Genomic DNA, 26,681 nt, shown 5'->3' on the forward strand with positions numbered 1-26,681 from the left:
TTCCCTGCTCAGCCCGGGCCGAGCTTAGTTCAGTTTTTTGTGCACCGCAACAAGTTGTTGCAATTGCTCATTAAATGGTCAGTTGCTCAGATTGCGGTCAATCCAGCCGGCAGGCCACCGACTCGGGGAATTGGCACTTGCCACCAGGGGCCGTGAAGGCGACCCGATCGACCTGGAGCTTTGTCGGCTCCTTATAGGAGAAGGTGCCCATCCAATCGCTGAGCGTCTCCGTTCCCCACAGGCTGAAGAAAATCTTCTGGGCGTTCACCGGTATTTTGGCGGGATCGGTGACCTCGTGGACCAGCTCGCCGTTGATATAGTAGCGTAGCCGGTCCTTCTCCCAGACGAAGGCATAATCGTTGAATCCCTGGTTGGCACCGCCCGGCACATCGGCCAGAAACTCGTTGCCCCCCTTCGCCGATACATACTGGTTGATCTGCACTTTCGCGGTGTTCTTGCCGAGCACCTCGAAATCGATCTCGTCGTGCGGCTTCTTGTCGGTCGGGCCGATATAGGTGAAGAAGGCCGAATTCAGCCCGGAACCGTCCGCCGACTTGATTCTCGCCTCGTAGGTGCCGTAGCCGAAACGCTTGCGCGTCTGGATCTCGCCGCAGGCGAAGTTGCGCTTGCCTTCCTTGCGTTCCTCGAAACCCAGTTCGAGAACTCCATTGACGATCTTCACCTGCTTCTTCGACCAGGTGCAATTCTGGTGCGCGCCGTTGTCCCAGCCGTCCGAGACGTACCAGAGCTTTCTGTCCAGCTTGTCGAAGTCATCGATGAACGAGGTGCCTTTGGCACCGTCCTGCGCGGTGGCGCTGCTCACGTTGCAAGTGAGCGGAAGTGCGGTGACAAGGGCGAGGCACAACAGGCGCCCGTAACGGTCGGATTTCATTGTCTTGCTGCCTTTGCTGCGGATTCGGGTGGGGGCATGGGAGCCCGAGCGAGGCTCGACTGAGGGTTGTGGAAAGGGCGCGCAAGCGCGCCACCCCGAAGCAGCACATCGCGCGCGAGGTCACTCTGCGTCGGGACATAAGCGCCCATACTCGCGATATCGGTCACTCCTCTCGGGCGGCGCCTCATGGCGCCGTTTCAACGAAGCAGACTTAAGCTCACGGCGAACAAACTAGGGCATTTGCAAAGAGAAAATATGGCAGTGCAGCAGAAAACCGAACGAAGCTATGCTGCAGCGCACCCCAGCGGCGAAGTTTTCGCGACCGGGCCGGCATCGGCCTGACGACGTCATCCCGGCTAAATCCCTGTTTCGCCGCATGTTGCGAAAACTGTGCCCCGCAAAATTTGGGGGCAATCGCGGGTTGTGTGGTGCGGCTGTGAATTTCGCTGGAGAGACGCGATTTTTCCGGCGCCGAACTGCGCTTTTGACGGTCGCCGAGGGGAAATACGGCAAGGATGAGGCGGGCGTTGCCCCCGCGCCTTCCGCGGCGCCAGGTTAATCGATTCGCATCTTTGAGGAGTTGCGCCCGCCACCGGCGCCATCCCGCCGCGGCTTGCAATGCAAGACATCCCCTAAAATGTTACTGGTAAATCGCCGCGCCCAAGACAATAGTGTGTCCATACTTTAGTGCTTTCAGTACCAAAGCAAGCCCGCCGCGCAATCGGCGGGTTTTTTACGGAGTAGGGGGAGCCGCTCTCGGCCCGGATGCAGCAATCAATGCGAGCGGACTACTCGTTCCTGCGCTTGGCCGAGATGGTATCGCGATCGCCCCCTCGGAGAGGCTTCTTCATGTCGTCAAGTTCCGCCTGACGCTCGGCCGCGACAATCGGTTCACTTGATTTCAGCGAAGATTTCAGGATCGCCGCCAGCAGGCCGACGGGGCCCAGCACACATCCGATCAGCAACCAAAGAAGACTATGTCCGCCCCTGACCGCGGCGACGACCGCGGTCGCGATGGCGCAGAAAATCCAGAACTCGACGATCATCGACTCTCACTTGACACCTGCCGAGGAAGAACCCTCAGCTTACTCTTCCGCTACGTGGTTGGAGCCTTCTGCCCTGGCTTGCCCGCGCCACATGCCGGCTCCGACGGATCGTGCCATTTCCTGTGCGGCGGCGTACAGTCCCTTGTCGTGATTTTCTTCACGGCTGACGGCATGGCCGGATTCAACCAGCCACTGGTTGACGTCCTTGCCGTCCGCTCGGAAGCATGCGCCGATATAGCGACCGTAGCGGTCGCGGCCGGCGAACCTGCAGCGGGTGGGGCGGGATGCCGACAGAAACGCCTCAAGGGCCAGCGCCGCTTTCTTGCCGCACTGATAGTCCGCCCCTGTTTCGTCGCGGCAAAACTGCCAATCCTCGGGTGCATCCACTCCGTAAAGCTGGATGCGCTCGCCTCCAATTTTGATGGTATCGCCATCGATCACGAAAGCGTCGCCGCGGAGCGGGCCGGCCGCGGCGCACGCGCCCGGCGTGGTCAGCAGGGCAAGCGCGATCGTCGCCGTTCGCATAGGAGAGCACGGGGAAGCCGACCGTGCGCGTGGCCGCTTTTCTTCAGCGAGGGTTCTTACGGCGATCCGACTGCCGATCATGCGTCCATCCAGCCCCTGTTGTGGCGCTGAATCTAGCTCAAGCAGCTTGCCGTTCGCATCCTTGAAAAACTAGGGGCCTGGTTCGAGACCAGTGGATATCTGCCCTTCGCCCCTGAAGGGGCGCCAGCCCCTTCAGTAACACCGCATCCTCGCAAGACTGCGTCAGAAGACGAACATGTAGAGCAGGACGATGACGATCAGGGGAACACCCATCAGCCAGAGAACGATGCCTTTCATTTCGCTATCCCGGTAGTTGTTGACCATGCCGGGGTAACGCTGCGCGGGGAAAAGCGTTCCTGCTGGCGCCATGGGGCTACAGGCTTGTTTGGTCGTCGGGCCGCGTCTATTCCGCTCGCTCCAGCGCAAAGGCGTCGAGCAGGTAGCGGACATCACCGGATCCGCCGAGCGCCATCGGGGCTGCGGACCGGGAGCGCCGCAGGTGTTCGGTCTTGTCGGCGGCGATTCCGCCGACGATCGCCGGGAGGGCGCCGGGGTTTGCCAGCGCATAGGCAAACGCCGCCGCGGTCCCTTTATTGCGCTTGATGTCGAGGAAATGCCGCAGCTCGTATCGGTCGCGGATATGGCGCTCGTGCCGCCGCAGCGCCGCGGTGGCTTCGCGGCTCAGACGGGCCTCGGCGAGGATGGCGCGGTCGGCCTCGTAGAGGCGCCGCAGGTCGACCGTTCGGTGGCTGCCGCTCAAGGAATCGGCGCGCACGACCGCCGCATAGCCGCAGCTATGGATGATCTTGTAGCGCGCACCGCGCGCGAGCGCCCTAGCATAGAAGTCGAAATCCTCGCCGAGGCGCAGGGTCTCGTTATAGCGAAGGTCGAATTGGTCCAGGAACGAACGCCGCATCAGCGGCTTCAGGAAACCGATTTCGCCACGCCGCACGCCGCGGCGCGATATGTTGCCTTCGACGAAGCCGACCAGGTCGAGCAGGCGAGGTCTCGGCGCGAAGCGGTCGATCCTGCGCGCCGCGCCGATTGCCTGCGCCGCGTCGATGAAGGCGATGTTGTCGGCGATGAAATCCCAGCCGTCCTGCGCGAGCAACTGGCGCATCCGCCCGGGGAAGAAGAAATCGTCCGCATCCAGTATGCCCACGAGCGGCGATTCGGAAATGGCAATCGCATGGTTGCGGGCCGCGGCGGGTCCGCGGTTCTCGTCGAAGCGGACCACGTTCAGACGTCCGCTGCCGTCGTCGGCGGCGCGCGCCACGGCGGCGGTATTATCGGTCGACCCGTCGTCAATGACGACGACTTCCGCGACTTCCGGCTCTGCGAGCGCCGAAAGGATGGCCTGGGCGATCGTCTCGGCGGCGTTCTTGGCGGCAATGATAATGCAGACATTCGTCGGCGCGGCTGCGTTCATACGGGCCTCCAGCGGGTCTCGGATGGGTCTTGTTGCGGTCCGGGCTCGTTGCCTTCGACTGGACGATTCGAGGTAAGAACACGCAGCAATTCGGTGCGCTAAAGGACCTTCTGCGCCGGGGAGGGCAGAGGGCCCTGGAGCGGGCAAGAGGGAACATGCATGGCGATCATGTCGCAAACGCGTCAAAGGGCAAGATTTTTTCGCACGTGCGAAGGAGCCCGGAAAGCGGTCAGGAATTAAAGTGGCCGGGACGGTTCAGCCGGCGCAGGGGAACCTTGGTCACCTGCTTTTCGTCACTTGTCGGATCCGCCGGCAGCTTGCCGGGAGACGACTTTCGGCGCTCGCGCGCCTCCTTCCACACCATGAAAAGCACCGCGAGAAAATACCCGACCTGTATCAGAACGGCACAGAGCAACGTCTGGATGGCCGTCGTGGCGAGCGATCCGGTTAGAAAATACGTTGCTATGGCAAACGCCGCCAGCGCGCCGAACATGCTCATGACGAAGCGTGGTGCGAACATTGCCTACCCCGCTTTCCGATTTGCTCGTGGAACCGTCATTGCACTCCCGCCCTCGCTCCTTTTTCCCACTATATTAGCGGTCGCTTTTCTCTTCAACCTGCAAAATGCAACTTTGTCGCTACAGTTCTTATCCTGAAAAGCTTTCCGTCATCTTTAGGTAGACCGAGCAATTAGAATGGGTCCGAGGGTTAAACGACACAATCACTGATATGTTCGACGGATTTAGGGGATTATTTTTCCGCGAAGTGCAGCGGTCGAAAATGACTCGCTGCCACGGCCCCTAAATTCACAGGGGAAAATGCGAACTCATTCTGTTTGTTGTAATTTTTGTCTCTGCCGCAGCCATTTTCCGCGATCAACTTTTGTTACAGCCAGCAGGGCCTTGGCTGGAGAATATGTGCAGCGCAATAAAATGATGCAATGCAACAATCACTGCCAAAAGTCGGACTTTTTAAATCTTCACGCCGGAAAGCCGTCGTCGCCGCCAGTGAAAAATTGATGCGTCAAATACAATACTTTAGCCATCGCAAATAATGAACGCGCGCCGATGTTTGAATGGGGCGAGGACGAACGCAACTATTTTAGCGCTGAACTCCAAACCGTATACTTAAAATTTTGTAATAGTCTCTGACCGGCACGCCCGCTAAACACCCTCGTGGCGGTGTGCGCTGCCGCTGCCATCATTCCGCCTTCAAAAATCAAATTCTCACCATACACTCGCGCTAGATGACGCTCCGTCCCTCGGGACCGACAATCGCCAACGTAAATGGAGTCACCTCTATGAAGTCCGCGACTCGCTCGGCCAGTACGGCTTTTTTTATTCCCCAGGAGACCGGTGCGATCCGGCCGATCGGCGGAATATCAAAGCGAAGCTTCGACATTCTCATTGCCATCGTGGCACTAATCGCCCTCAGTCCGCTTTTCCTGCTCGTCATGACGCTGGTAAAGCTCTCCGATGGCGGCAGCATTTTTTACGGCCACCGCCGCATCGGCCACAACGGCCAGACCTTCAAGTGCCTCAAGTTCCGCACGATGATGGAAAACGGCGATCGGGTGCTGCAGGAATTCCTCAAGTCGAATCCTGCCGCCTACGAAGAGTGGCGCACGACCCGCAAGCTGCAGTACGATCCGCGCGTTACCGTCGTCGGAAGCGTCCTTCGCAAGCTCAGCCTCGATGAACTCCCGCAGCTCATCAACATCATTCGTGGTGAAATGAGCATCGTCGGCCCGCGTCCGGTGGTCGAAGACGAACTGGAGCTCTACGACGCTGCCGCTGAGTTCTATCTGCGCTCGCGTCCGGGCCTGACCGGCCTCTGGCAGATCAGCGGTCGTAACGATGTGTCCTATGCCACCCGGGTGGCCTTCGATACCCATTATGTCCAGAACTGGTCGCTCCTTGCCGACCTCGTCATCGTCTTCAAGACCATCCCCGCTGTCTGCCTCTCCCGCGGCAGCTACTGAAATCTTGGCGTCGGCTCGCGACTGAGCGCAACGTCAAGCAACGGGAAATCCCAGATGCAATCGATCAGAGTTCCAGGGGTGCCAGCCGGCTCCCGCAAGCTTTTCCATTTCGCCCGCGTCGCGCTCTGCGCGGCACTTGTCTTGTCTGGTGCGGGCATGGCTCGGGCGGACGATTATCGCCTCGGCGTCATGGACAAGTTGCGGATTCGCGTTGCCGAATGGCAGACCGCCGAGGGCGCGGTCCGGGATTGGTCGGCTGTCGGCGGAGAATACACGGTCGGAGCCTCCGGCAACGTGTCGCTGCCTTTTGTCGGCGACCTGCCTGCCTCCGGCCGCACGACCACGGAACTCGCTGAAGAGATCGGCATCAAGATGCAAAAGCTCTTCGGGCTTCGTGACCGGCCGTCAGCCTCGGTCGAGATGGCGCAATACCGTCCGGTCTATCTCTACGGTGAGGTCGAGACGCCAGGCGAATATCCCTATGCCCCCAATCTCACCGTACTCAAGGCAATCAGCCTTGGCGGCGGACTGCGCCGGGGCCCGACCGGCCAGCGCTTTGCACGCGATTATATCGCTGCGAACGGCGATTCGTCCGTCCAGGTGGCGGAGCGCAACCGCCTGCTCATTCGCCGAGCCCGCCTTCAGGCGGAAATCGCCAAGCACGACAAGATCACGTTGCCGGAGGAGCTCAAGAACGTCCCCGGTGTCGACAAGCTGCTCGAAAGCGAGACGGCTCTGATGGTGTCGCGCGACAAGCGGCAGGAACGTCAGCTCGACGCCCTGGCTGATCTCAAATCGCTGCTGCAGAGCGAGATCGACTCGCTGGCGAAGAAATCCGAAACGCAGCAGCGTCAGTTCGAGCTCGCCACCGAGGACCTGGACAAGGTCGACAGCCTTGCCGAGAAGGGCCTGGCGCTCAGCCAGCGCAAGCTCTCGCTCGAGCAGCGGGTGGCGGACGTCCAGTCGCAACTTCTCGACATCGACACGACCTCGCTGAAGGCCAAGCAGGACGTCAGCAAGGCGACGCAGGACGAATCCAACCTGCGCAACGACTGGGATGCGCAACTCGCCCAGGAGCTGCAAAATACCGAAGCCGAACTCGACACGCTGACGCTGAAGCTCGGCACCAGCCGCGACCTGATGACCGAGGCGCTCATGCAGTCGGCCGAGGCGGCACAATTGGACGAGCAGGCTGCAAACATCACCTATTCGATCATTCGCGAAGAGGACGGGAAGTCGAAGGAGATCGCGGCGACCGAAACGACGCCGGTGCTTCCGGGCGACGTAATCAAGGTCAATGCCGCCGTGGCAATGCGGTGAATGCATGCGGATTCGCAAGGCGAGCCTCATAGATCCTGAAGCGAATGGGCTTTACGGCACCGCAGCCGTGGCTCTTTCGCTGTTCGTCTTCGCCTATTCGACCCGTTTCGGGCCGATTTCCATCCTCGCCTATTACGGTCTGTGGCTGCCGCTCGTTCTCGTCGACTACCGCAAGGTCCTCGGCAATTACGGCAGGTTCGTGTGGATTTTCGCCTTCGTGGTCCTTGCCTGTCTTTCGACGTTCTGGTCGGCCGCGCCCGGCGTGACGGCGCGAGCCGGGATTCAATATGTGAGCCACATCGTCTGCGCGCTCATCGCCATGCGGGTCATCGACATCCGCACACTCACCCGCGGCGCCATTGCGGGCGTCGCCATCGTGCTCGTCTATTCGCTGCTCTTCGGCGTCTACCACTACGACCCGCTCGACGGCACCTACAGCTTCGTCGGCGCATTCGCTTCCAAGAACCAGTTGGGCTTCTATGCCTCGCTCGGCATCTACTTCGCCTTCATGGCCGTCGCCGTTCTTGGCGAGCGGGGCGTCTGGTGGGCCGCTGCCGGGGGCGCAGGCGTAATCTCCGCTTATGCGCTGTTCGCCTCCCAATCGGCGACGTCGGTGCTGACGACAGTCGCGATCCTCGGACTTTGCGTCGGCATGCGCGCGATCACGGCGCTCAGGCCCGCGAGCCGGAAGGGGCTCTTTATCGGCGTGGCGGTTTTCGGCAGTGTCGCCGCGGTTGCACTGATCTATGCCGGTGCCATCGATCTCGTCCTCGGCGCATTCGGCAAGGATTCGACGCTCACCGGCCGCACCTATCTGTGGCAGCAAGGAATAGAAGCGGCGCAGGCGTCGCCGATCTTCGGCATCGGCTATCAGGCCTATTGGGTCCAGGGATTTTCCGAGGCGGAGCGTCTGTGGGAAGAGTTCTACATCACCGCCCGCTCCGGCTTCCACTTTCACAACACCTATATCGAGGCCGCCGTCGAAACCGGATTGGTCGGCCTGCTGCTGTTGACGATGCTGCTGCTCACGGCGGTGTTCGGGCAATTGAAGCGTCTGCTGTCCGAGGACCGTGACGCGGAGGCCATGGTGCTGTTCGGCATCGCCATGCTCCTTCTCATCCGCTCCTTCGTCGAGATCGACATCATGAACCCGTACCATGTCGGATCCTTCCTGCTTTACCTTACCGCAGGGAAATTGACGATCGCCCGCCGCCGCCAGGCGGTGACCTGGCTTTGGCCGGGCGACGGGCACGCGCCGGCCTATCGGCCGCGGCCCACTATGTGACATTACGGTCAGAGGGGACGATGGGGACGATCCGGGCGATTCAGTATCTTCGGGCGGCGGCGGCGCTCGCAGTCGTGATCTTTCACGCCGCCGAGAAGACCGGCCACGATTTTACGATCGGAGCGGCCGGTGTGGACGTCTTCTTCGTCATCAGCGGCTTCATCATGTGGGTCATCTGCGACCGGCGGCCGGTGACCCCCGCGAAATTCATCGCCGATCGCCTCCGCCGCATCGTCCCGGTCTACTGGTTTGCGACGGCCGTCATGATTTCCGGCGCGCTGGCAGGGCTGTTTCCCAACTTGGTGCTGACCCTCGACCACGTCCTGGCCTCGCTGGTCTTCATTCCAGTCCGCTCGCCGAGCAGCGGCGAGATCTGGCCGGTGCTCGTCCAGGGCTGGACGCTGAATTTCGAGATGCTCTTTTACGCCGTGTTCGCGGCATCCCTGCTGCTGCCGCGCCATTTGCGCCTCCCGGCCATCACCGGCCTCTTCATGGCGCTGGTCGCGGTCGGGTTGGTTGCTCGCAGTGAAAATGCTCTCTTGCTGACCTATACGCGACCGATCATCCTCGAATTCGTCGCGGGCATGATCCTCGGAGAGTTCTGGCTCCGGGGGAAGGTTCCCGGGGCGACGATCGGTTCTTCGTTGATCGCCTGCTCGCTCGGCGGCTTCGCCCTGATCGGAGGCCTCCATCTTCCCTTCGACGAACGCACGACCGGGCCGCTCGCCGTCCTCCTCGTTCTCGGAGCGCTGTCGCTCGAGGCAAGCGGACGGGTGCCGATGCTGAACCTGCCGGCCCTGCTCGGCAATGCTTCCTATTCGATCTACCTCTGGCACGCCTTCGCGATCTCGGTCGTCGCCAAGGCCGGCGGTATATTGGGCCTGCCCGCGGCGATCTCGATGGGCCTGGCGATCGTAGCGGGGACGCTGGCCGGAATCGCAGCTTATGCGTTTCTCGAGCGCCCGCTCGTGCAACAGGGACGGACGTCGCCGTCGACCGTCGGCCTTACCGGGCCTGCCGCCCAGTAGGCCGAGCCTGCCTGTTGCTCAGCCGTTTCGGCGCGAATGCCAGTTCCAGGCGGATTCGGTGATTGCCGCCAGGTCGTATTGCGGCTCCCAGCCGAGCACTTGCCGTGCCTTGTCGTTGTTGGCGACGAGCGTCGTCGAGTCGCCCTCGCGGCGGCCGACATAGCTGACATTGAACGGTCGCCTGGAGACCTTTTCGATCGCCCCGAGCAACTCTTTCACGGTTGTCCCCGTGCCGGTGCCCAGATTGAGCTCGACGCTGTCGCCGCCCTCGAGCAGGTAATCGACGGCTCGCACATGCGCATCGGCGAGGTCGAGAACATGGATATAGTCGCGCACGCAGGTGCCGTCGCGCGTCTCATAATCGGTTCCGAAGACCTTGAACCCTTCGCGCCGGCCAAGCGCCGCGTCGATCGCCAGCGGAATCGCATGCGTCTCCGGTTCGTGCCATTCGCCGATGCGGCCCTCGAAATCGGCGCCGGCGGCGTTGAAATAACGCAGGATGACGGAGCGCAGGCCCTTGTAGAGGCCGTAGTCCTTGAGCGCCTGCTCGCAGACCCACTTGGTCCGGCCATAGGGGTTGATTGGCGCCTGCTTGTGCGTTTCGTCCATCGGCACGCTGTCGGGCAGACCGTAGGTGGCGCAGGTGGACGAGAAGACAAAAGCCTCGATGCCGGCGGCAAGCGTCGCCGACAACAGGGTCAGCGTTCCGATGACATTATTGTCGTAGAAGGCGACCGGATCCTTGACCGACTCGCCGACCTCGATCATCGCCGCGAAATGCAGGACCGCCCGCGGCCGATGGCGGGACAGCACTTCGTCAAGGCGCCGCCGATCGCGAATGTCGCCCTTCTCCAGAACGCCCCAGCGGACAAATTCTTCATGACCGTTGGAAAGATTGTCGTAGACGACCGGGTGGTAGCCCTTTTCGGCCAGTCGGAGGCAGGTGTGGGAGCCGATATAGCCGGCACCGCCGACGACGAGGATGTTGTTGTTCTTCACGGGCAACCTCAGGAAGTGACTTTCAGAAACCGGGATGGAGCGTCATTGGCTTTCGCAACCAATAGCGGCGATTTTTCAACACAATATGTAAGTTCTGCAAAAGATGGCACTCTAAACAATGGCGAAGGCTGCTGCGCTTCGCAGGCGTCTGCGAAGGCATAAGCGACTGTGGCAGACATGCAGCACTTCGCTATCGCTCGCGGCGAGCACAATATTCGCGCTTGGCTCTATTCACGTATTCAACTATAAGCAGTCCTCCGGCAATCAGAACAGGGAGGTTACGATGACAGCCTATTGCTTCTCCCTTTGGGGCGGTCCACGATCCTGACTTCGTGAACGGGAGCGCTTGCGCTTCCTGACTGCTGACGGATCCCGCACCGTCTGGCCCCCTCCTTTTTCGGAGACGGCGCCGTTTCATCAATGCCGCACGCGCATTCGTTCCGGGCGGCATTCCCTTGCTGATCAGATATCGGGGCCGGTGCGCTGCCACCGGGCAAATCCTATGGCGTTCACTCGTTTTGCGGCGCGCGATCGTGCCTTCCGCAATGTTTTTCGCTTTTCCTGGGCGCACTGGAAGAAACAGCCGATGCGGTTTGCCGGCATCCTTGGCACAGTGCTCCTTGCCACGCTTGCCGATGTGCTGACGCCGCTCTATGCCGGCCGTCTGGTGGATGCGATCGTCTCGGGCGCGGCGAGCGATGCAATCGCTTGGAATGCCGCGCTCTCGGCCTTCCTGATCATGCTCGCCCTTTCGCTCGGCGCCATTGTCTTCAAGCACGCCGCCATCATGATCATCGTCAGCCTGACGCTGAGAATGATGTCCGACATCGCGGCTGCTGCGTTCCACCACATTCAGCGCTTCTCCAGCGAATGGCACGCCAACAGCTTCGCCGGCTCGACCGTGCGCAAGGTGACGCGTGGTATGTGGGCGATGGACCTCTTCAACGACACGCTGCTCGTCGCGCTGTTTCCCTCGGTCGTGATGCTCATCGGCTCGACGGCGCTGATGGCCTGGCACTGGCCGATCATGGGCGCGATCGTCGGCCTTGGGTCCGTCCTCTTCATAGCGGTCACGGTCCTGTTGTCGCTCGGCTATGTGGCGCCGATGGCAAGCCTCGCCAACAGCTGGGACACGCGGCTTGGCGGTGCGCTCGCCGATGCGGTGAGCTGCAACGCCGTCGTCAAGGGATTCGGCGCGGAGAAGCGCGAAGAGGCCCGCTTGGCGAAGGTGCTCCGGAAGTGGGAGAACCGCACCCGGCGCACCTGGTCGCGCGCGACGCTGAACGGCACGGCGCAAGGCGCCATGCTGCTCCTGGTCCGCGCAGCAATCATCGGTTCTGCCTTGATGCTCTGGGCGAAGGGGGAGGCGAGCGCCGGCGACATCACCTTCGTGCTCACCTCCTTTTTCATCCTGCAGGGCTATCTGCGGGAGATCGGCATGGATATCCGGCACCTGCAGCGCTCGGTCAACGACATGGAGGAACTCGTCGCAATCCATGCGCAGCCGCTCGGCGTCGAAGATCGTTCGGGAGCACGGCCGATCCAGATCACCGACGGCAAGATCGAGTTCCGCAACGTGACCTTTCATTACGGAGCCCACCGGGCGCCGCTCTATGACGGATTCTCGGTCACGATCCGCGCCGGTGAGCGCGTCGGCCTCGTCGGACATTCCGGCTCGGGCAAGACGACCTTCGTCAAACTCATCCAGCGGCTGCATGACGTGAAATCGGGCCAGGTTCTGATCGACGGGCAGGACATCGCCGGCAGCATGCAGGCGTCGCTCCGCCAGCAGATCGCCATCGTCCAGCAGGAGCCGATCCTGTTCCACCGCTCGCTTGCCGAGAACATCGCCTACGGGCGGCCCGGCGCGACGCAGCACGAGATCGAGGAGGCCGCGCGTCTGGCGAGCGCGCACGACTTCATCTGCGGGCTGCCGAAAGGCTATGCAACGATGGTCGGCGAGCGGGGCGTCAAGCTTTCCGGCGGCGAGCGCCAGCGGGTTGCCATCGCCCGGGCCTTCCTGGCGGATGCGCCGATCCTGATCCTGGACGAAGCGACGTCGAGTCTCGATTCCGAATCCGAGGTGTTGATCCAGAAAGCCATGGAACGGCTGATGACCGGCCGCACGACGCTGGTGATCGCCCATCGGCTATCGACCGTCAGAGCACTCGATCGCCTGCTGGTGTTCGATCGCGGCCGCATCTCCGAGGAGGGCGATCACGACACGCTCATCCGCCTCAAGGGCGGCATCTACCGGAGCCTCTTCGAAAGACAGGCGCTGGAACTGACGAAGGGGCTCGTGCTCAGCGATGGCTGAGCGGGGGCGTCGCAACCGTGCCGCCGGTCGGGCAAGGGACATTTTCTTGCCCGGCCAACATCGCGAACTCGCGGCTGCCGTTCGGCTCGAAACCGGAGCATATCAATTTGCCGCGGCGTCGACGCGGGGCGCCAGGCGGTAGATCAGCATCGTGTCGTCGTCGACGACGCGTTCGGCGGTTCTGTCGAGGTGGGCAATCAGCGCTTTGTTATATTCGATGAGCTTGCGCCGCTGCATGTCGCGCGCGTTCTTGGTGACCCCGAACCAAGTGGCGTTCTGAGCGCGCAGCGCCTCGAGCGTCGGGATCGCGTCCTCATCCGCGAGCAGCATCGACCAGTCGTTTTCGCCGCCGCCCGGCGGGAAAACCCAGCCGCGGCGACGGCTGTAATAGATCGCCACCGGATCGCCGATCGTGGGGGTGGCGGTGACAACGAGATCGCCGGGTTGGCTGAGTTCGCTGAGCCGCGCGCCGAGCTTATGGCCGGAATCCGCATAGGGCGTCTTCATGAGCGTGAGCCCGGGTATGCTGCCGCCGATGATGATGACGGCTGTGATCGCCACCAGGCGCAGCGCGCGCGACCGGGTACCCACCGCCTGGTCGCCGCCTATAGTGCTCAACAGAATCAGCCCGCGCCCGGCAAGGGCGGCCATCGGCACGTTGAAGATGTGAAAGTTCCAGGGATTGGTCTTGATCTCGCGCGCGGCGAAGAAATAGACGAGCGCTGCGCCGGCGAGCCAGACATGGAAGAACCAGGGCGCGCGGCCGGGTGCCGTTTCAGGTGTCGTCGGCGGTGCGGCCAAGAGCGCGATGCCCGCAACAATCATCACGGGCAGGGTGAAGAGCCAGTTGCTGGCAATCTTCCAGGTGGCGGGAATGTAGAACCCTTCGCTGACGAACTTGGCAACCCCATCGCTCCAGAGATAACCGCTGCCGGCGATGTGATAGGGTGGATAGTTGGTGCCGAGATAGTGGGCCCAGCGGTAGTAGCCGAGAATGAGCGCTCCGGCGATGAGCGCGACAGGTAGAATTTGCAGGATGCGGTGAAGACTGAGCTTGCCTCTGCGCTGCAGGATGAGAAATGTCGCATAGGTCATCGGCACTACGGCCGCGATACCCGGCAGCTTGGCAAGCACGCCGATGGTGGTGATCAGCCCTGCCGCAAGGAGCAGCGGGATGCGGTCGTTCTGCAGATAGGCCACATAGAGCCAGGCGCCGGTTGTCACCAGCGACAACATCGCCGGATCGGGCAGGAAAGAGCGGTCGATCATCACGGCGCCGGGCATGATCGCTAGCAGGAAGGCGCCGGCATGCGCATGGGCGGTGCCCCAGATGCGTTCGATCAGCCGGTGCAGGGCGAAGACGCCCCAGACTCCGAAGGCGATGGCGACGAGCCGCCCGAACATCTCGTCCCAACCGAGAACGGCATAGAGCAGGGCGGTGATATAGGAGATCACCTGGAGCTCGCGGCCCTGGTAGGCGGGCCCCGGCCCGGTCCAACTCACCTCCGGAAAGAAGATGTTCCAGCTACGCAGGAAGAAATTGTCGGCCATCATCGCCGTGCTGGCTTCGCGCCAACTGAAGGCGTCGACCAGTGGCTGCTGCACGTCATGCAAACGGAACAGGGCCGCCAGCACCAGAATCGCGCCAAGAACCACGCCATTGCTGGGCCTGAGACCGAAACCAGACATATACCTTCACCGGCCGAACGATGCGAAACTCTGTATGCAACAGGGATCTTTGCGTGCCTCGCCGACTTGGAGCGGCAGCCTCTGTGTCCACAGTCGCGCACACTATAGCCAAGCAATCTCTGATTGTCGCCAGGGTAGAGCAGAACAAATTGCCCTGGGGCCGTGTCCTGGACCTTGTGTCACTGCACTCATGGTGGTCGTGAATTTCGCTAAAGCGGTAACACGCTTCGTGTCTTCCTCCTGCTGCACGCAGCAGCAGAAGAAGAAGAAGAAGACCTTTCATTTGGACATAAAAGGCTCTAAAAGCCGGCAGGTAACTCCCCGGTCGCAGCCTACCCGGTCAAAACAAGGACACCTGTCATGAAAACCATCGTAATCTGCTCCGGCGGATTGGATTCCGTTTCGCTTGCGCACAGGATCGCGGCGGAGCACGAACTGTTCGGCCTCCTGTCGTTTGACTACGGCCAGCGGCACCGCAAGGAACTGGACTTCGCCGCCGCCTGCGCCAGGCGCCTCGGCGTGCCGCACCAGATCATCGACATTCGCGAGATCGGCCGTCATCTGACCGGTTCGGCGCTGACCGACGACGTCGAGGTGCCGGACGGCCACTATGCGGAAGAAACGATGAAGACCACGGTCGTGCCGAACCGCAACGCCATCATGCTGGCGATTGCTTTCGGCGTCGCGGCCGCCCGCAAGGCCGATGCGGTGGCGGCCGCCGTGCACGGCGGCGACCACTTCATCTATCCGGACTGTCGGCCGGGCTTCATCGATGCCTTCCAGACGATGCAGAACCATGCGCTGGACGGATACGCGGACATCACGCTCTATACTCCGTATGTGAATGTCTCGAAGGCCGACATCGTCGCGGACGGGGCGAAGCACGGCACGCCCTTTGCCGAGACCTGGTCCTGCTACAAGGGCGGTGCGCGCCATTGCGGCCGCTGCGGGACCTGCGTCGAGCGGCGCGAAGCCTTCCATCTCGCCGGCGTCGCCGATCCGACCGATTACGAGGATCGGGATTTCTGGGTCGCGGCCACGCGCGCCTTCGCTGCCGAGGAGGTGCGATGATGTTTCGCATCACCAAGGAGTTCCACTTCTCCGCCTCGCACCAGTTGACAAGCCTGCCGCCCGAGCACCAATGCGCAAGGCTGCACGGGCACAACTATGTCGTCGAAGTGGAGCTTTCGGCCGAAATGTTGAACGAGCACGGCTTCGTGCGCGACTATCACGAGCTTGCTCCGCTCAAGCATTATATCGACGAGGCCTTCGATCACCGCCATCTGAACGACGTGCTCGGGCACGACCGGGTGACGGCGGAGTGTCTGGCACAGCATTTCTATGAGTGGTGCAAGGCGCGGCTTCCGGAGACAAGCGCGGTGCGCGTCAGCGAGACGGCGAAGACTTGGGCGGAATACCGGCCATGACTGGCATGCGACCCGCCGAGATTCGCGTCAGCGAGATCTTCGGCCCGACCATTCAGGGCGAAGGCGCACTGACCGGCCTGCCGACGGTGTTCGTGCGGACCGGCGGCTGTGACTACCGCTGTTCCTGGTGCGACAGTCTGCACGCCGTCGACAGCGCCTATCGCGACGAGTGGCGGGCATTGACGGTCGAGGAGGTCTGGAGCGAGGTCACCCGGCTCTCCGGAGGGGTGCCGGTGATGGTGTCGCTTTCCGGAGGCAATCCGGCCATCCAGCCGCTCGGCGAGCTGATCGCCCGCGGTCACCGGGAAGGCTATCGTTTCGCTCTCGAGACGCAGGGTTCGGTTGCCCGCGACTGGTTCGCCGATCTTGACATGCTGGTGTTGAGCCCGAAGCCGCCTTCGAGCGGCATGGAGACGGAGTGGGACGATTTCGACGCCTGCCTCCGCTCGTCCAGGGGCAAGCCCCAGACCGCACTTAAGATCGTCGTCTTCGACGACGCCGATTACGCTTATGCGCGGGCGGCGGCGGCGCGCCATCCGCAATTGCCGGTCTATCTGCAGCCGGGCAACCACACGCCGCCACCTCCGGATGACGACGATGCGCCGATCGACATCGATGGCGTGATGGAGCGGATGCGCTGGCTGGTCGACAGGGTGATCGCCGACAAATGGTTCGAGGTGCGCGTGCTGCCGCAGCTGCATGTGCTGATCTGGGGCAATCGGCGCGGCGTTTAAAGCGCGTCGCCTTCAAGGCGCGCCCTGTGTTGCCAATTCCTTCTCGGGCACGCCCTCTGCGAAGCGCACCGGCTTCAATGCCGGGCCTTCGGCATCCTTGACGAGATGGATGACGCGGGAAAACAGCGCGCCATTGCGCGGCGTGCGGCCGATCTTGATGACCGCCGTTTCCCTGAGGTCGGTTTCGAAGATCGATAGCGCGCGCTTCAGCGCGTCGCTGTCCATCGTCTCCAGTGCTTCATCGATGATCACCCAGCGCGGCCGTTGCAGGAGTATCCGGGCAAAAGCCAGGAGGCGCTGGTCGTCGTCGCTGAGCTCGCGCTCCCACCGGGCTTCCTGGTCGAGCGATGCCGCCAGGTGGTCGAGGCCGACTTTCGTCAGCGCGGCGACGATCTCCGAATCGGCAAAGCCGTTGGAGTGAGGATAGGCGAGGGCATTGCGCAGCCGACCCCGCGGGAAATAGGGCGCGCGTGGGATGAAGGCGACGGAATCGTCGACGGGCAAACCGACGCGTCCGCCGCCCCAGGGCCAGAGACCGGCGAGGGCACGGAAGAGCAATGTCTTGCCGGCGCGTGGATCGCCGCTGATGATGACGCGCTGGCCGGCGCCGATCTCGATATGGGGCTCGGCGAGCCTCGTCCGGCCCGACGGGGAAACCACTTCGAGATTGTCGAAGGTCAGGCTGGCTCTGTCGTTCTCGACGAATTCTATCCGCTTTTCCCGGTCGTGCAGCGTGTCCGCCACGATGAGCGCGCGCCGGAATGCGGCAACCCGCAGCAGTGTCGCGCGCCAGTCGGCGATCGCACCGATATTGGCCACGAACCATTTGAGCGAAGAGTGCACCTGGTTGAAGGCGCCGACGGCCATCATCAGACCGCCGAAGCTGATATTTCCCGCGAAATAGACGGGTGCGGCGATCAGGATCGGTGCGACGACCGTCACCCAGCCATAGCCGTCCTGCACCCAGGCAAGATTGATCTGGGCGCGATAAATGTTGCGCACGGATCCGAGCACGGAGGAAAGATCGAGTTCCAGACGTCTGCGTTCTCCGTCTTCACCGCCCGCCAGCGAGATGGCGTCGATATGCTCGTTGACATGCATCATCGAGAATCGCAGATCCGCCTCACGCGCATAGCGCTCGCCGTTCAGGCCGACGAGCGGCCGCGCGACCAGCCAGCTCACGCAGGAGGCTGAGCCGGCGTAGAGGATCGCCGCCCAAACCATATAGCCGGGGATCTCCAGTGATCTGTCGCCGATCTGGAAGGCGAATCCGGCTGAGAGCGACCAGAGTACGCCGACGAAAGAGGCGAGCAGGATCGACGATTGCACGAGGCCGAAACCGAGATCGGTGGTCAGATCGGCGAGGTGGCCCGCATCCTCCTGCATCCTCTGGTCCGGATTGACGCCAATCGCGCCGCCATTCGCAAGCCGAAAGGCACGGCGCGGCCGCATCCACTGACCGATCAGATCCAATGTCAGTCCTTCACGCAGTTTCAACCGCACCATCTGGTTGAGCCATTGTTGGGTGACATTGAATATCAAGAGAACGCCGGCGATGACGACGAACAGCAGGAGCTGATAGAAAAAGGCGTTGAGATCGCGCCGCTCGATCGAGTCGAAGAATGGTCGGTACCAGCGGTTGAGAATGATCTGACCGATCGCGGTGACGATGATGACAGCGAGGCTGCCAGTGGTCAGCCACAGGATCGGCTTCAGAAGCGGCGAGGCGACGAAGGCACGCCGCATCATGTCGAACTGCTGCCAGATGCTGCTGCCCTCGGGTGGTGCGGCCGGCGATCGGGGCGCGGTCTTCTTGCCGGTCGGTTTCTTCATCGTCAGTTCCTCCCTTCGAAGGGCACAGCCTGTCGGGCCTATCCCGACGGTCGGTACACCGCGCTCATCGGCAAGCACGACGCATCAACAGACGGTTCAGGGTTTTTGCGATCTCGGTCGGTCCTGCAGGAGATGCAGGCTCGCGGCGATACCGAATCAACGAGGTCGATGCCCCGCTCCAGGACCTGCGGCAATTGCTCGTCCTGTAAAAGTCGGAACGGTCGGAGACTGCCGTTGCTATGCCCGCATTCGGGGGCGGGCGGCAGCCCGTTCAAGGCAAATATACGACTGAATATCCGTAAGTGCTGAAATGCAGCCAAATCAGTAACAACCATGTCGCCAGTGTACGGGGAACCGGCCCCCATTGAAACAGGTTTTGATATCAATTGGGGATGCGCATGGCCGCTGCCGTGATCGCCTTAAGAGCGCAATCGTAGCGGTGCCGCTCATTTCGGCTTGTTCATGTTACAACATTGACATAAAACGTTACCGCTTGTCCCAAGGCGCGTGTCGCCCGCCCTCAACCGCGAATTCGAAAAGAATTTAATGCCTAGAGAAGGAGACATTTATGTCCATTTCACCCTCCAGCATTGGCCACAAGCACGCCTCTGCCATAATGGGCGGCGATATCGCCGCTCGCGTCCGGGCTGCTCGTGAAGCCGTTGGCTACAGTATCGAGGATCTCGCCGTCACCTGTGGTCTCGCCAACGCTGAAATAGGCGAGATTGAAAGCGGCATGGACAATAGTCCGGCCAAACTAAAGCGAATCGCCATAGCTCTTCAGGTGCCGATTTCGGACTTCCTGCCCGGCGAAATCTGATTGAACGACCGGCCGGCGACATGCGTCGGCCGGGTCGCCTCCATCCCCCTTTCGTCTTCCGCTATCACCCATCGCCTCCGGCTAGTGCAGGTGCCGTAGCTTGTCGGGGTTGCGCACCACGTAGATCGCGGCGACTTTTCCGTCCTCGATTTCAAGCGCGGTCGTCTGGAGTTCGCCATCGGCTTCCAGCGTAACGAAGCCCGGCAGACCATTGACGAAGCCGGCCCGAACGAGTTTCGAGCCGTTCTTCCGGAACAATCCCGCCAGATATTCGTGCACCTTCATGACCGCATCATACCCGATGATTGGCCTAATGGCCGCCGGCCGCTTGCCGCCGCCGTCCGAATGGACGCTGACATCGGTCGCGAGCATGGCGCCGAGCGCCTTCATGTCGCCGCTGCGCGATGCGTCGAAGAATGCCTTCGCTAGCTCGAGGCCGCGTTCCCTCTCGACCCGAAAGCGCGGCCGCGCCTCGCGGACATGGGTGCGCGCGCGGGCGGCGAGTTGCCGGCAGGCGGCCGGATCGCGCTTTATGGTCGTCGCGACCTCCTCGAAAGCCAGTCCGAACACGTCATGCAGCAGAAAGGCGGCGCGCTCGAGCGGCGAGAGGCGCTCCAGCGCCAGCATCAGCGGCAAGGTGACGTCCTCCTCTTCCTCCTCTTCCACGACAGGATCGGGGAGCCAGGGCCCCACATAGGTCTCGCGCCGGCGCCGGGCCGATTTCAGCTGATCGAGGCAGAGCCGCGTCACGGTGCGGCGCAGGAACGCCTCTGGCTCCCTGACCGCGGCGCGGTCGGCCCCCATCCAACGGATGAAGGCCTCCTGCAGGACGTCCTCGGCATCGGCAACGGAGCCCAGCATCCGATAGGCGACGCGCATCAGCTTCGGACGCAGCGGGTCGAAACCCGCCGCTGCATCTTCTTGCCCGGTGACGGCCATCAGGCGACCGCCTTCGCAGCGGCCGGATCGACCCATAGGCCGAAGCCGACCGCGAGGCGATTCCAGCCGTTGATGACATTGACCATCAGCGTGAGCTTCACCTGTTCCTCCTGCGTGAAATGAGCCTGCAGGGTCTGGTAGGCGTTTTCATGGGCATGTCCTTCCGACAGCCGCGTCAGCGCCTCGGTCCAGCCGAGCGCGGCCCGTTCGCGATCGGTATAGCACGGGGCCTCGCGCCAGGCCGACAGCAGATAGATGCGCTGCTCGGTCTCGCCCTTCGCGCGCGCCTCCACCGTGTGCATGTTGATGCAGTTGGCGCAGGCATTGATCTGCGATGCACGGATCTTCACGAGTTCGATCAGGCTCGGCTCGAGGCTCGAAGCGACGGCGATCGAGGTGCTCATCCAGTTTTTCATGAGGGCGGGGGCGGCGGCGAAAGGATCAAGTTTGGCAGTCATGGTGGCTTCCTCTTGTTGGTTACGACACCATGACGAGACGGGACCCTGCGCATGTGACATGCACGCCGACTTTTTATCTCCCGATAGCGGCCCTGGACGTCAAGATGCGCGAAGGCCATGGGATCGCTCGAATCCGATGGCCTTCGGAGCTGGTACGAAAGGAGCGCTTATTTTCCGGCGGCTGCCGTCCGCCGGCCGTCAAAACTCCTCCCAGTCCTCCGCCGTGGCTACGGCCGTCGCCTTGCCGCCAAAGGCGCCGGCGATCTTCCGGCCGAGGGCGCGGGCGGGAGACGCGACCGGCTTGCTGTCCGGTGTTGCCGCGTGGGCTGTCTGCCCGGGTGCCGATAGCTGGGCGGCGGCGTCGAGCCGGAATTGGCCAACGAGGTCGCGCAGTTTCGACGCTTCCTGCGCCAGCGAGACGGCAGCGGCGCTCGATTGCTCCACCATCGCCGCATTCTGCTGCGTCGTTTGGTCCATCTGGTTGACGGCGGTATTGATTTCGGCAAGCCCGGTCGACTGTTCCTTGGCTGAGATCGCGATCGCCTCCATATGGGTGTTGATCTCGACGATGAAGCCGCCGATCATCTTCAATGCCTCGCCCGTGTCGCGCACCAGCTTGACGCCGCTACCGACATCGGCGGAGGAGTTCTGGATCAGGCCCTTGATCTCCTTGGCGGCCTGGGCCGAGCGTTGGGCGAGCTCGCGGACTTCCTGGGCGACGACCGCGAAGCCCTTGCCGGCCTCGCCGGCCCGGGCCGCTTCGACGCCGGCATTCAGCGCCAGGAGGTTGGTCTGGAAGGCGATCTCATCGATCACCCCGATGATGTTGGAGATCTGCTGCGAGCTCTCCTCGATCTTCTTCATCGCCCCTTCCGCCTGGGAAACGACCTCGGCCGAATGCACCGCCGAGTGGTTGGCCCGGCTGGCGACGGTACGGGCTTCCTCGGTACGCTTGGTCGAGTTGCCGACATTCGCCGTGATCTGGTCGAGGGCCGCGGCGGTTTCTTCCAGCGAGGCTGCCTGCTGCTCGGTGCGCTTGGAAAGATCGTTCGCGCCCGACGAAATCTCCCTCGTGCCATTATCCATGCTTTGCACCGAGACGGCGACGGCATTGATGGTGCGGCTCAGTTGATCGACAGTCGCGTTGAAATCGGCGCGAAGCGGTTCGTATTCGGCCGCGAAAGCCGCATTGATCCGGCAGGCGAGGTCGCCGTGGGCGAGCCGCTTCAATGCGTCGCCAAGTGTCGACGTCGCAACGCGCAATTGCTCCGCCTCGCGGGCGATCCGCTCCTGCTCCGCCTGACGGTTGCGCTCGGCCGCAGCCCGCATCTCCTCGGACTGGCCCTCCAGTTCGCGAGCCTTGAGGCCATTGTCCTTGAACACCTGAACGGCCGCGGCCATCTTGCCGATCTCGTCGCGGCGGTCGGTTCCCGCGACGTCAACGTCGAGATTGCCGCCAGCGAGAACCGCCATCAGGTCGCGAAGGGCGTTGATCGGTTTCACGATCCACGAGCTTACAGCAAAATAGGAGGCGGCAAGGACAAGGGCGAGTCCACCGAACAGGATCAGGAGCGTATTGTTGCTGGTCGATGTCGAAACGATCGTAAGGTCGTCACGTGCCTTGAGCGCGGCCTGTTCCAAAGTCCGGGTCTCGGCGACGATTTTCTCGGCCAGTTGCGGGAAGCCGGGTTGGCATTCGGTCGCGAATGTCTTGACCGCCGACATCGTTTCCATGGCATTCGTCGTTTTCGATCCTTGATCGAGGGCTCGCGCGCACTGCTTTTCAAGAATGTCCAGACCAGCCTGCTTGAATTCCGGAATATGTTTGTTCTCGGGACTTGCCTGCGCGGCGACGTCCATCAGTTCCGAGAAAGTCTGCTTGGCCGCGGCCAGTTCGGAGTTGGCTTGCTCGACCGCCTTGGGATCGGCCAGCATGATGCTGTCGGCAATCGCCGCCCGTGCTCGCTGCAAGGCCCGGCCCGCTGAGGCCATGTTTTGCGCCGCGCGAACCTGCTCGACGAGCAAACTCGAATAGCCGGCATCGATCTTCATGATTTGTATAGAGGCGTAGAAGCCGGTGCCTAACGAAAACAAACCGAAGGCGCCGAGGATGACCAGCATCTTGAGAATAATCGACCAATTTTTCATTGCCTTGTCCTGAGCACGAATGAGAGAGGTTGGAGAGAGGCCCCTCAAATCATTCGAGCGGCAGGAGTCGCTCGAGGCTGCCTGAGGCAGCATTGGCGCCACGTCGCTGAATCAAGAGGTTGCGAAGATTAATGAAGCTTCACAGCTTTACCGAGAAGGCAACGAAATCCTCGCGAACTGGATAGGAATGCGGAAATCGGATAGACGCCCTGCCTTGCCCCGCCGCTTGCAGTGGCGGGGCAATGTCTCCGGGCGCTCGGGCGGCTCACTGCGATTTCTGCGGGTCGTCCGCCGGATTGACATACTTGATGCCCCATGGACCGTTGGTGGTAATCTGCACCACGGTCTCTTCGTCGAAATAGGCGAAATGGGCCATGTTGGGCGGCAAGGCGAAGAAGCTGCCTGACGGCAACGCCTTGGCGGTGCTCCGATCGGCCGTTTCGCCCATTCCTAGATTAATCGTCCCGGATATGACGGTGACCACTTCGTCCGCCGGATGCGTATGCGGTGCGACCACATAGCCGGACGGGGCCTTCAGCCGGAGGGCGAACAAGCCTTCCTTGCTGGGATCGCCGAACAGGACTGCAATTTCTGCTCCGGCGGGCAATATCTTTGGCGCCGGGGCCCACTTGACATCACCGGGAGCGATCATTGTGTGCGCATCCTCTGCCGAGGCAAAGGTGACGATCCCGAAGAATACGGGCAATCCGACTGCACATATCGATGCGATTTTCATGATGGACCTCCCTCTGGCGCGGCCGCCTCGGCCGGGTGCTGGGGCAGCCTCGCGCAACGCTTGAGGGTAAGCCCGCAGGCACCCTCCCGGCAAGCGTTCCCGATCATCGAAGAACCTTGCGCAAACGCCAGTCCGTTGCATAACCTGTAGTAAGCGGCAGGCGTTGTGTTTACAGAGATGGCAAATAGGGATATCGTTTATCCGTAATAGCTGTCGATCAGCATCGACCCGGTAATTCTCGATGATCCTGAAAAGCCAAGTGGAATGGGCTCTGCATTGTTGCGCCATTCTCGCCGGCCTGCCCAAGGGCCGCTATCTGTCGACCAAGGCACTTGCCGAATTCCATGGGGTCCCGAAGGAATACCTGTCCAAGGCGCTGCAGAGCCTGTCGCAGGCCGGGCTTGTGCATACGACGCTCGGACCCTCGGGCGGCTACCGTCTGGCCAGGACACCGGACGAGCTGACGTTCCTTGATATCGTCGAGGCGGTGGAGGGCAAGGCACGCACCTTCGTCTGCAACAATATCCGCGCCAACAACCCGTGCCGCCCGCAAGGCTATTGCGAAAGCGCCCCTTGTGCGGTGGCGCGCGTGATGTGGGAGGCCGACGAAGCATGGCGGGAAAAGCTCCGAAGCGTGCAACTGTCGGATCTCATCGACACCTTGGCTAAGGAGGTTCCGGCGGAGCTTTGGAAAAAAAGCTTCGAGTGGGTTCTAGAGCGTGCCGGTTGAGCGCGAACCCATGACGGCCTGCGGTTCTTTGTCCGGCGAAGTGAGCGCGTACAGATAACTCTGGGGCGGCAGGGCGAAGGAGAGGCCGCTTTCCTTGCAGTGACGATCGACCTGATCGATGACTTCGTTCCTCGCCGCCGTTCGGTTGGCCGGACCTGCCACGCGAAACAGCAGCTCCGCCTCGATCGCCACGGCGTCGATCGCCTTGAGACCGACGCTGGGCGGCGGGTCCTGGACGATCCGCTCACAGCCTTCGAGCGCGGTTCGCAGCACCTCCTCGACAAAGTGCGGCACATGCGTTGCCGCGATACGGACGGATACGAAGATCTGATGCGTCTCGTCCGGGCGGCTGAGGTTGGTCAATCCAACCTTCGCCAGAACGCTGTTCGGCAGGACGATGACATTGTTTGCGAGCGTGAGCAAATGCGTGGAACGCCAATTGTTTTCGACGACACGCCCTTCGGTTCCGTCGTCGAGCTGGATCCAGTCGCCAATGGCGAAGGGCCGGCCAAGCGTCAGTGCGACGCCGGAGAACAGGTCGCCAAGCGTATTCTGCAGGGCAAGGCCCAGGATAATGGCAACCACGCCGGAGGTTGCTGTCAGCGTGCCGATCGGTGCACCGAAGACGAAGCCCATGATGGACAGCGCCACACCCAGATAGACGATGCCGATGATCAGGTCCTGGAACAGACGCGCTTCCCGCGGCCTGCGGTCGAGCACGATGTAGATGCGCACGAATCCGATGGTCGCCCAGGCGAGATGCGTCCACCAGAGAACTCTTGCAGACGTCGCCAGGAATGCAGCGAGCCCGTTCAGATGTGCCTCGTCCACCCGGTGCGGCTGGATCCCGCTGAAGCCGAGTATGGCGGTCATGGCGGTGAAGAACAGAATCTGGACGATCAATCGCGCGGTCGGGCGCCCGCGCCCCTGCAGATGCCACACGACAATGCCGGCACTCCCAAGCAGATTGATCAGCAGGAACGGCAGAGAAAGAGGATCGGCGAACATGGCGGGCCCACTTGCAAGAATGTCCGGATCAGAAGTGGGGCCGGATGCGGCCGCATCCGGCCCCGCTTCAAGTCATTTCCCGGTCGGGAAGGTCAACTCCTTCTGAGCGGTATCGACGACGAAGACCGCCAGCAGTTTGGCCGGTTTCGTCTCGCTGCCGTTTGCGCTCACGTCGTGACGGTCGCCGGGCATCTCGGAAAAACTCTCACCCGCTTGATAGACCTTGGCCGGTCCGCCATTCACCTGGCTGCGGATGGATCCTTCGAGAACCGTTGCGTAGATGAAGGCGGAGCTCGGATGGGTGTGAGCTTCGGAAAACCCGCCGGGACCATATTCGACCAGAACGCCCCTGATGCTCTTGCCCGGAACGTTCGGCAATTGATGCTCATAGACGAGCGTAACCTTGTTGGCCTTTCCGGCGGGTGTGTCGTGGGCCGCGGCAGATCCGGAAATCAATGCCGTGGCTGTCACGGCGGCGACGATTGACTTCATCATCTCAAGACTCCTGCATGGGGTGGCAGTGCGCCGTGGGGCACGGCGCACCGGCGCCGGTCATTTCCGCGCCGAGGTTGCGAACCACTGCTCGAAATTGATCCGGCCAAGACGCGGATTGTTGTCGGAAACGAGCGAGCCGTCCTCCAGTCGGGCTCCGAAGTAGCGTGCTTCGGGATCCGGCGTGACCTTGCGGGCGTCGCCACTTGCCTTGAGATAGCGACCGACGAGGTCGCTCAGCCGCGACCGCTCTGGGCCGGCAATCTCAATCGTGCCGTTGACTGGCCGCGCAAGGGCAACGTCCGCCATGGCATCGGCGACGTCGTCGGAGGCGATCGGTTGCACATAGGCTGGCGACAGATGCACCGTGTCGCCGACGGTGCCGGACTGGGCGATGCCGCCGAGGAACTCCATGAACTGGGTCGAGTGAACGATCGTGTAGGGAATGCCTGAACCCTTGATCAGCCGTTCCTGAGCAAGTTTGGCGCGAAAATAGCCGCTCTCCTGCAGGCGTTCGGTACCGACGACCGAAAGCGCGATATGGTGCTTGACCCCGGCCGCCTTTTCCGCCGCAAGCAGATTGCGGCCGGACGTCTCGAAGAAATCCATCACCGCCTCGTCCTCGAAAGACGGCGAGTTGGCGAGGTCGATCACCACGTCGGTGCCGGCAAGCGCCTCGGCCAGTCCTTCGCCGGTAATGGTGTTGACGCCCGTGTTTGGAGAGGCGGCGATCACCTCATGACCCTGCTTGCGCAGGCGATCGACTGTCTTCGAACCGATGAGGCCGGTTCCCCCGATGACGACGATTTTCATAAAAACACCTC

The 26,681-nt window shown here is 62.1% G+C and carries 26 protein-coding genes; 10 read left to right on the forward strand and 16 right to left on the reverse strand.

Annotated features, from left to right (window positions below; genetic code table 11):
* Nucleotides 1–97 precede the first annotated feature (97 nt).
* The 6 genes from exoK to exoX form a co-directional block, all read right to left on the reverse strand.
* Entirely contained in the window at nt 98–892 is a 795-nt protein-coding gene (gene exoK, locus ATC00_RS24810) for an endo-1,3-1,4-beta-glycanase ExoK (RefSeq protein ID WP_082912548.1), read from the reverse strand.
* Between the two features lie 788 nt (nt 893–1,680).
* Nucleotides 1,681–1,938 carry a hypothetical protein gene (locus ATC00_RS24815; RefSeq protein ID WP_064254794.1) on the reverse strand — a complete coding sequence of 86 codons (258 nt, stop codon included), beginning with the start codon at nt 1,936–1,938 and terminating at the stop codon, nt 1,681–1,683.
* Between the two features lie 39 nt (nt 1,939–1,977).
* Nucleotides 1,978–2,463, reverse strand: a complete 486-nt coding sequence (locus ATC00_RS24820; protein ID WP_234782418.1) for a thermonuclease family protein — start codon at nt 2,461–2,463, stop codon at nt 1,978–1,980.
* Between the two features lie 243 nt (nt 2,464–2,706).
* Nucleotides 2,707–2,853 carry a hypothetical protein gene (locus tag ATC00_RS32820; RefSeq protein WP_156878020.1) on the reverse strand — a complete coding sequence of 49 codons (147 nt, stop codon included), beginning with the start codon at nt 2,851–2,853 and terminating at the stop codon, nt 2,707–2,709.
* 34 nt (nt 2,854–2,887) lie between these two features.
* On the reverse strand, nt 2,888–3,913 hold the full coding sequence (locus ATC00_RS24825) for a glycosyltransferase family 2 protein (RefSeq protein WP_064254796.1): 1,026 nt from the start codon (nt 3,911–3,913) through the stop codon (nt 2,888–2,890).
* 229 nt (nt 3,914–4,142) lie between these two features.
* The gene (exoX, locus tag ATC00_RS24830) at nt 4,143–4,433 is read right to left on the reverse strand and encodes an exopolysaccharide production repressor ExoX (protein ID WP_064254797.1); all 291 of its coding nucleotides are present in this window, start codon (nt 4,431–4,433) and stop codon (nt 4,143–4,145) included.
* Between the two features lie 780 nt (nt 4,434–5,213).
* Between exoX and exoY the strand changes: the two genes are divergently transcribed.
* Genes exoY through ATC00_RS24850 form a run of 4 tightly spaced genes read left to right on the forward strand, consistent with a single transcriptional unit; the run spans nt 5,214 to nt 9,527 of the window.
* Nucleotides 5,214–5,894: an exopolysaccharide production protein ExoY gene (exoY, locus tag ATC00_RS24835; protein ID WP_064254798.1), complete on the forward strand. Its 681-nt coding sequence runs from the start codon at nt 5,214–5,216 to the stop codon at nt 5,892–5,894.
* A gap of 54 nt (nt 5,895–5,948) precedes the next feature.
* Complete coding sequence (locus ATC00_RS24840; RefSeq protein WP_064254799.1) at nt 5,949–7,214, forward strand: polysaccharide biosynthesis/export family protein; 1,266 nt, start codon at nt 5,949–5,951, stop codon at nt 7,212–7,214.
* A gap of 4 nt (nt 7,215–7,218) precedes the next feature.
* Nucleotides 7,219–8,499: an O-antigen ligase family protein gene (locus ATC00_RS24845; RefSeq protein WP_064254800.1), complete on the forward strand. Its 1,281-nt coding sequence runs from the start codon at nt 7,219–7,221 to the stop codon at nt 8,497–8,499.
* A 20-nt stretch (nt 8,500–8,519) separates the two neighbouring features.
* Nucleotides 8,520–9,527, forward strand: a complete 1,008-nt coding sequence (locus ATC00_RS24850; RefSeq protein WP_064254801.1) for an acyltransferase family protein — start codon at nt 8,520–8,522, stop codon at nt 9,525–9,527.
* Nucleotides 9,528–9,545: 18 nt separating this feature from the next.
* Here ATC00_RS24850 and galE read toward each other — a convergent pair whose 3' ends face one another.
* Nucleotides 9,546–10,526 (reverse strand): UDP-glucose 4-epimerase GalE, encoded by a 981-nt coding sequence (gene galE, locus ATC00_RS24855; protein ID WP_064254802.1) that lies wholly within the window; start codon nt 10,524–10,526, stop codon nt 9,546–9,548.
* Between the two features lie 502 nt (nt 10,527–11,028).
* Between galE and ATC00_RS24860 the strand changes: the two genes are divergently transcribed.
* Nucleotides 11,029–12,843, forward strand: coding sequence for an ABC transporter ATP-binding protein (locus tag ATC00_RS24860; RefSeq protein ID WP_064254803.1), 1,815 nt, complete (start codon nt 11,029–11,031; stop codon nt 12,841–12,843).
* Nucleotides 12,844–12,945: 102 nt separating this feature from the next.
* On the opposite strand, the gene ATC00_RS24865 is transcribed toward ATC00_RS24860, so the two are convergent.
* Nucleotides 12,946–14,532 carry an ArnT family glycosyltransferase gene (locus ATC00_RS24865; protein WP_064254804.1) on the reverse strand — a complete coding sequence of 529 codons (1,587 nt, stop codon included), beginning with the start codon at nt 14,530–14,532 and terminating at the stop codon, nt 12,946–12,948.
* A gap of 360 nt (nt 14,533–14,892) precedes the next feature.
* Between ATC00_RS24865 and queC the strand changes: the two genes are divergently transcribed.
* From queC to queE, 3 genes are read left to right on the forward strand one after another with little or no spacing between them, the layout of a single operon-like run.
* Nucleotides 14,893–15,603, forward strand: a complete 711-nt coding sequence (gene queC / locus ATC00_RS24870; protein ID WP_064254805.1) for a 7-cyano-7-deazaguanine synthase QueC — start codon at nt 14,893–14,895, stop codon at nt 15,601–15,603.
* The gene (gene queD / locus ATC00_RS24875) at nt 15,603–15,959 is read left to right on the forward strand and encodes a 6-carboxytetrahydropterin synthase QueD (RefSeq protein ID WP_064254806.1); all 357 of its coding nucleotides are present in this window, start codon (nt 15,603–15,605) and stop codon (nt 15,957–15,959) included. The genes queC and queD overlap by 1 nt, the downstream gene beginning before the upstream one ends.
* Nucleotides 15,956–16,693, forward strand: a complete 738-nt coding sequence (gene queE / locus ATC00_RS24880; RefSeq protein WP_064254807.1) for a 7-carboxy-7-deazaguanine synthase QueE — start codon at nt 15,956–15,958, stop codon at nt 16,691–16,693. The genes queD and queE overlap by 4 nt, the downstream gene beginning before the upstream one ends.
* 12 nt (nt 16,694–16,705) lie before the next feature.
* Here queE and ATC00_RS24885 read toward each other — a convergent pair whose 3' ends face one another.
* On the reverse strand, nt 16,706–18,526 hold the full coding sequence (locus ATC00_RS24885) for an ABC transporter ATP-binding protein/permease (protein WP_064254808.1): 1,821 nt from the start codon (nt 18,524–18,526) through the stop codon (nt 16,706–16,708).
* Nucleotides 18,527–19,094: 568 nt separating this feature from the next.
* On the opposite strand from ATC00_RS24885, the gene ATC00_RS24890 reads away from it, so the two are divergent.
* Nucleotides 19,095–19,346, forward strand: coding sequence for a helix-turn-helix domain-containing protein (locus ATC00_RS24890; RefSeq protein WP_064254809.1), 252 nt, complete (start codon nt 19,095–19,097; stop codon nt 19,344–19,346).
* A gap of 81 nt (nt 19,347–19,427) precedes the next feature.
* Here ATC00_RS24890 and ATC00_RS24895 read toward each other — a convergent pair whose 3' ends face one another.
* The 4 genes from ATC00_RS24895 to ATC00_RS24910 form a co-directional block, all read right to left on the reverse strand.
* The gene (locus ATC00_RS24895; protein ID WP_064254957.1) at nt 19,428–20,285 is read right to left on the reverse strand and encodes a sigma-70 family RNA polymerase sigma factor; all 858 of its coding nucleotides are present in this window, start codon (nt 20,283–20,285) and stop codon (nt 19,428–19,430) included.
* Nucleotides 20,285–20,743 carry a carboxymuconolactone decarboxylase family protein gene (locus tag ATC00_RS24900; RefSeq protein WP_064254810.1) on the reverse strand — a complete coding sequence of 153 codons (459 nt, stop codon included), beginning with the start codon at nt 20,741–20,743 and terminating at the stop codon, nt 20,285–20,287. Before ATC00_RS24900 ends, ATC00_RS24895 begins: the two co-directional genes overlap by 1 nt.
* A gap of 198 nt (nt 20,744–20,941) precedes the next feature.
* Nucleotides 20,942–22,891 carry a methyl-accepting chemotaxis protein gene (locus ATC00_RS24905; protein ID WP_064254811.1) on the reverse strand — a complete coding sequence of 650 codons (1,950 nt, stop codon included), beginning with the start codon at nt 22,889–22,891 and terminating at the stop codon, nt 20,942–20,944.
* Nucleotides 22,892–23,156: 265 nt separating this feature from the next.
* A complete protein-coding gene (locus ATC00_RS24910) occupies nt 23,157–23,627 on the reverse strand; it encodes a cupin domain-containing protein (RefSeq protein ID WP_064254812.1) in 471 nt (156 codons plus the stop codon).
* A gap of 241 nt (nt 23,628–23,868) precedes the next feature.
* Between ATC00_RS24910 and ATC00_RS24915 the strand changes: the two genes are divergently transcribed.
* The gene (locus ATC00_RS24915; RefSeq protein WP_037380395.1) at nt 23,869–24,357 is read left to right on the forward strand and encodes an RrF2 family transcriptional regulator; all 489 of its coding nucleotides are present in this window, start codon (nt 23,869–23,871) and stop codon (nt 24,355–24,357) included.
* On the opposite strand, the gene ATC00_RS24920 is transcribed toward ATC00_RS24915, so the two are convergent.
* The 3 genes from ATC00_RS24920 to ATC00_RS24930 all read right to left on the reverse strand — a co-directional run bounded on the left by ATC00_RS24920 (nt 24,340) and on the right by ATC00_RS24930 (nt 26,670).
* Nucleotides 24,340–25,365 carry a mechanosensitive ion channel family protein gene (locus ATC00_RS24920; protein WP_064254813.1) on the reverse strand — a complete coding sequence of 342 codons (1,026 nt, stop codon included), beginning with the start codon at nt 25,363–25,365 and terminating at the stop codon, nt 24,340–24,342. The two genes, ATC00_RS24915 and ATC00_RS24920, sit on opposite strands and share 18 nt — an antisense overlap.
* 72 nt (nt 25,366–25,437) lie before the next feature.
* Nucleotides 25,438–25,860 (reverse strand): cupin domain-containing protein, encoded by a 423-nt coding sequence (locus ATC00_RS24925; protein WP_037380390.1) that lies wholly within the window; start codon nt 25,858–25,860, stop codon nt 25,438–25,440.
* Between the two features lie 57 nt (nt 25,861–25,917).
* Complete coding sequence (locus tag ATC00_RS24930; RefSeq protein WP_064254814.1) at nt 25,918–26,670, reverse strand: SDR family oxidoreductase; 753 nt, start codon at nt 26,668–26,670, stop codon at nt 25,918–25,920.
* Nucleotides 26,671–26,681 lie beyond the last annotated feature (11 nt).

It is taken from the genome of Sinorhizobium americanum, from assembly GCF_001651855.1.
GTDB lineage: Bacteria > Pseudomonadota > Alphaproteobacteria > Rhizobiales > Rhizobiaceae > Sinorhizobium > Sinorhizobium americanum.

Coding starts and splice junctions, on each gene's coding strand:
- exoK (WP_082912548.1), bottom strand. CDS start 892: ATGAAATCCGACCGTTACGGGCGCCTGTTGTGCCTCGCCCTTGTCACC.
- ATC00_RS24815 (WP_064254794.1), bottom strand. CDS start 1,938: ATGATCGTCGAGTTCTGGATTTTCTGCGCCATCGCGACCGCGGTCGTC.
- ATC00_RS24820 (WP_234782418.1), bottom strand. CDS start 2,463: ATGCGAACGGCGACGATCGCGCTTGCCCTGCTGACCACGCCGGGCGCG.
- ATC00_RS32820 (WP_156878020.1), bottom strand. CDS start 2,853: ATGGCGCCAGCAGGAACGCTTTTCCCCGCGCAGCGTTACCCCGGCATG.
- ATC00_RS24825 (WP_064254796.1), bottom strand. CDS start 3,913: ATGAACGCAGCCGCGCCGACGAATGTCTGCATTATCATTGCCGCCAAG.
- exoX (WP_064254797.1), bottom strand. CDS start 4,433: ATGTTCGCACCACGCTTCGTCATGAGCATGTTCGGCGCGCTGGCGGCG.
- exoY (WP_064254798.1), top strand. CDS start 5,214: ATGAAGTCCGCGACTCGCTCGGCCAGTACGGCTTTTTTTATTCCCCAG.
- ATC00_RS24840 (WP_064254799.1), top strand. CDS start 5,949: ATGCAATCGATCAGAGTTCCAGGGGTGCCAGCCGGCTCCCGCAAGCTT.
- ATC00_RS24845 (WP_064254800.1), top strand. CDS start 7,219: ATGCGGATTCGCAAGGCGAGCCTCATAGATCCTGAAGCGAATGGGCTT.
- ATC00_RS24850 (WP_064254801.1), top strand. CDS start 8,520: ATGGGGACGATCCGGGCGATTCAGTATCTTCGGGCGGCGGCGGCGCTC.
- ATC00_RS24860 (WP_064254803.1), top strand. CDS start 11,029: ATGGCGTTCACTCGTTTTGCGGCGCGCGATCGTGCCTTCCGCAATGTT.
- ATC00_RS24865 (WP_064254804.1), bottom strand. CDS start 14,532: ATGTCTGGTTTCGGTCTCAGGCCCAGCAATGGCGTGGTTCTTGGCGCG.
- queC (WP_064254805.1), top strand. CDS start 14,893: ATGAAAACCATCGTAATCTGCTCCGGCGGATTGGATTCCGTTTCGCTT.
- queD (WP_064254806.1), top strand. CDS start 15,603: ATGTTTCGCATCACCAAGGAGTTCCACTTCTCCGCCTCGCACCAGTTG.
- queE (WP_064254807.1), top strand. CDS start 15,956: ATGACTGGCATGCGACCCGCCGAGATTCGCGTCAGCGAGATCTTCGGC.
- ATC00_RS24885 (WP_064254808.1), bottom strand. CDS start 18,526: ATGAAGAAACCGACCGGCAAGAAGACCGCGCCCCGATCGCCGGCCGCA.
- ATC00_RS24890 (WP_064254809.1), top strand. CDS start 19,095: ATGTCCATTTCACCCTCCAGCATTGGCCACAAGCACGCCTCTGCCATA.
- ATC00_RS24895 (WP_064254957.1), bottom strand. CDS start 20,285: ATGGCCGTCACCGGGCAAGAAGATGCAGCGGCGGGTTTCGACCCGCTG.
- ATC00_RS24900 (WP_064254810.1), bottom strand. CDS start 20,743: ATGACTGCCAAACTTGATCCTTTCGCCGCCGCCCCCGCCCTCATGAAA.
- ATC00_RS24905 (WP_064254811.1), bottom strand. CDS start 22,891: ATGAAAAATTGGTCGATTATTCTCAAGATGCTGGTCATCCTCGGCGCC.
- ATC00_RS24910 (WP_064254812.1), bottom strand. CDS start 23,627: ATGAAAATCGCATCGATATGTGCAGTCGGATTGCCCGTATTCTTCGGG.
- ATC00_RS24915 (WP_037380395.1), top strand. CDS start 23,869: ATGATCCTGAAAAGCCAAGTGGAATGGGCTCTGCATTGTTGCGCCATT.
- ATC00_RS24920 (WP_064254813.1), bottom strand. CDS start 25,365: ATGTTCGCCGATCCTCTTTCTCTGCCGTTCCTGCTGATCAATCTGCTT.
- ATC00_RS24925 (WP_037380390.1), bottom strand. CDS start 25,860: ATGATGAAGTCAATCGTCGCCGCCGTGACAGCCACGGCATTGATTTCC.
- ATC00_RS24930 (WP_064254814.1), bottom strand. CDS start 26,670: ATGAAAATCGTCGTCATCGGGGGAACCGGCCTCATCGGTTCGAAGACA.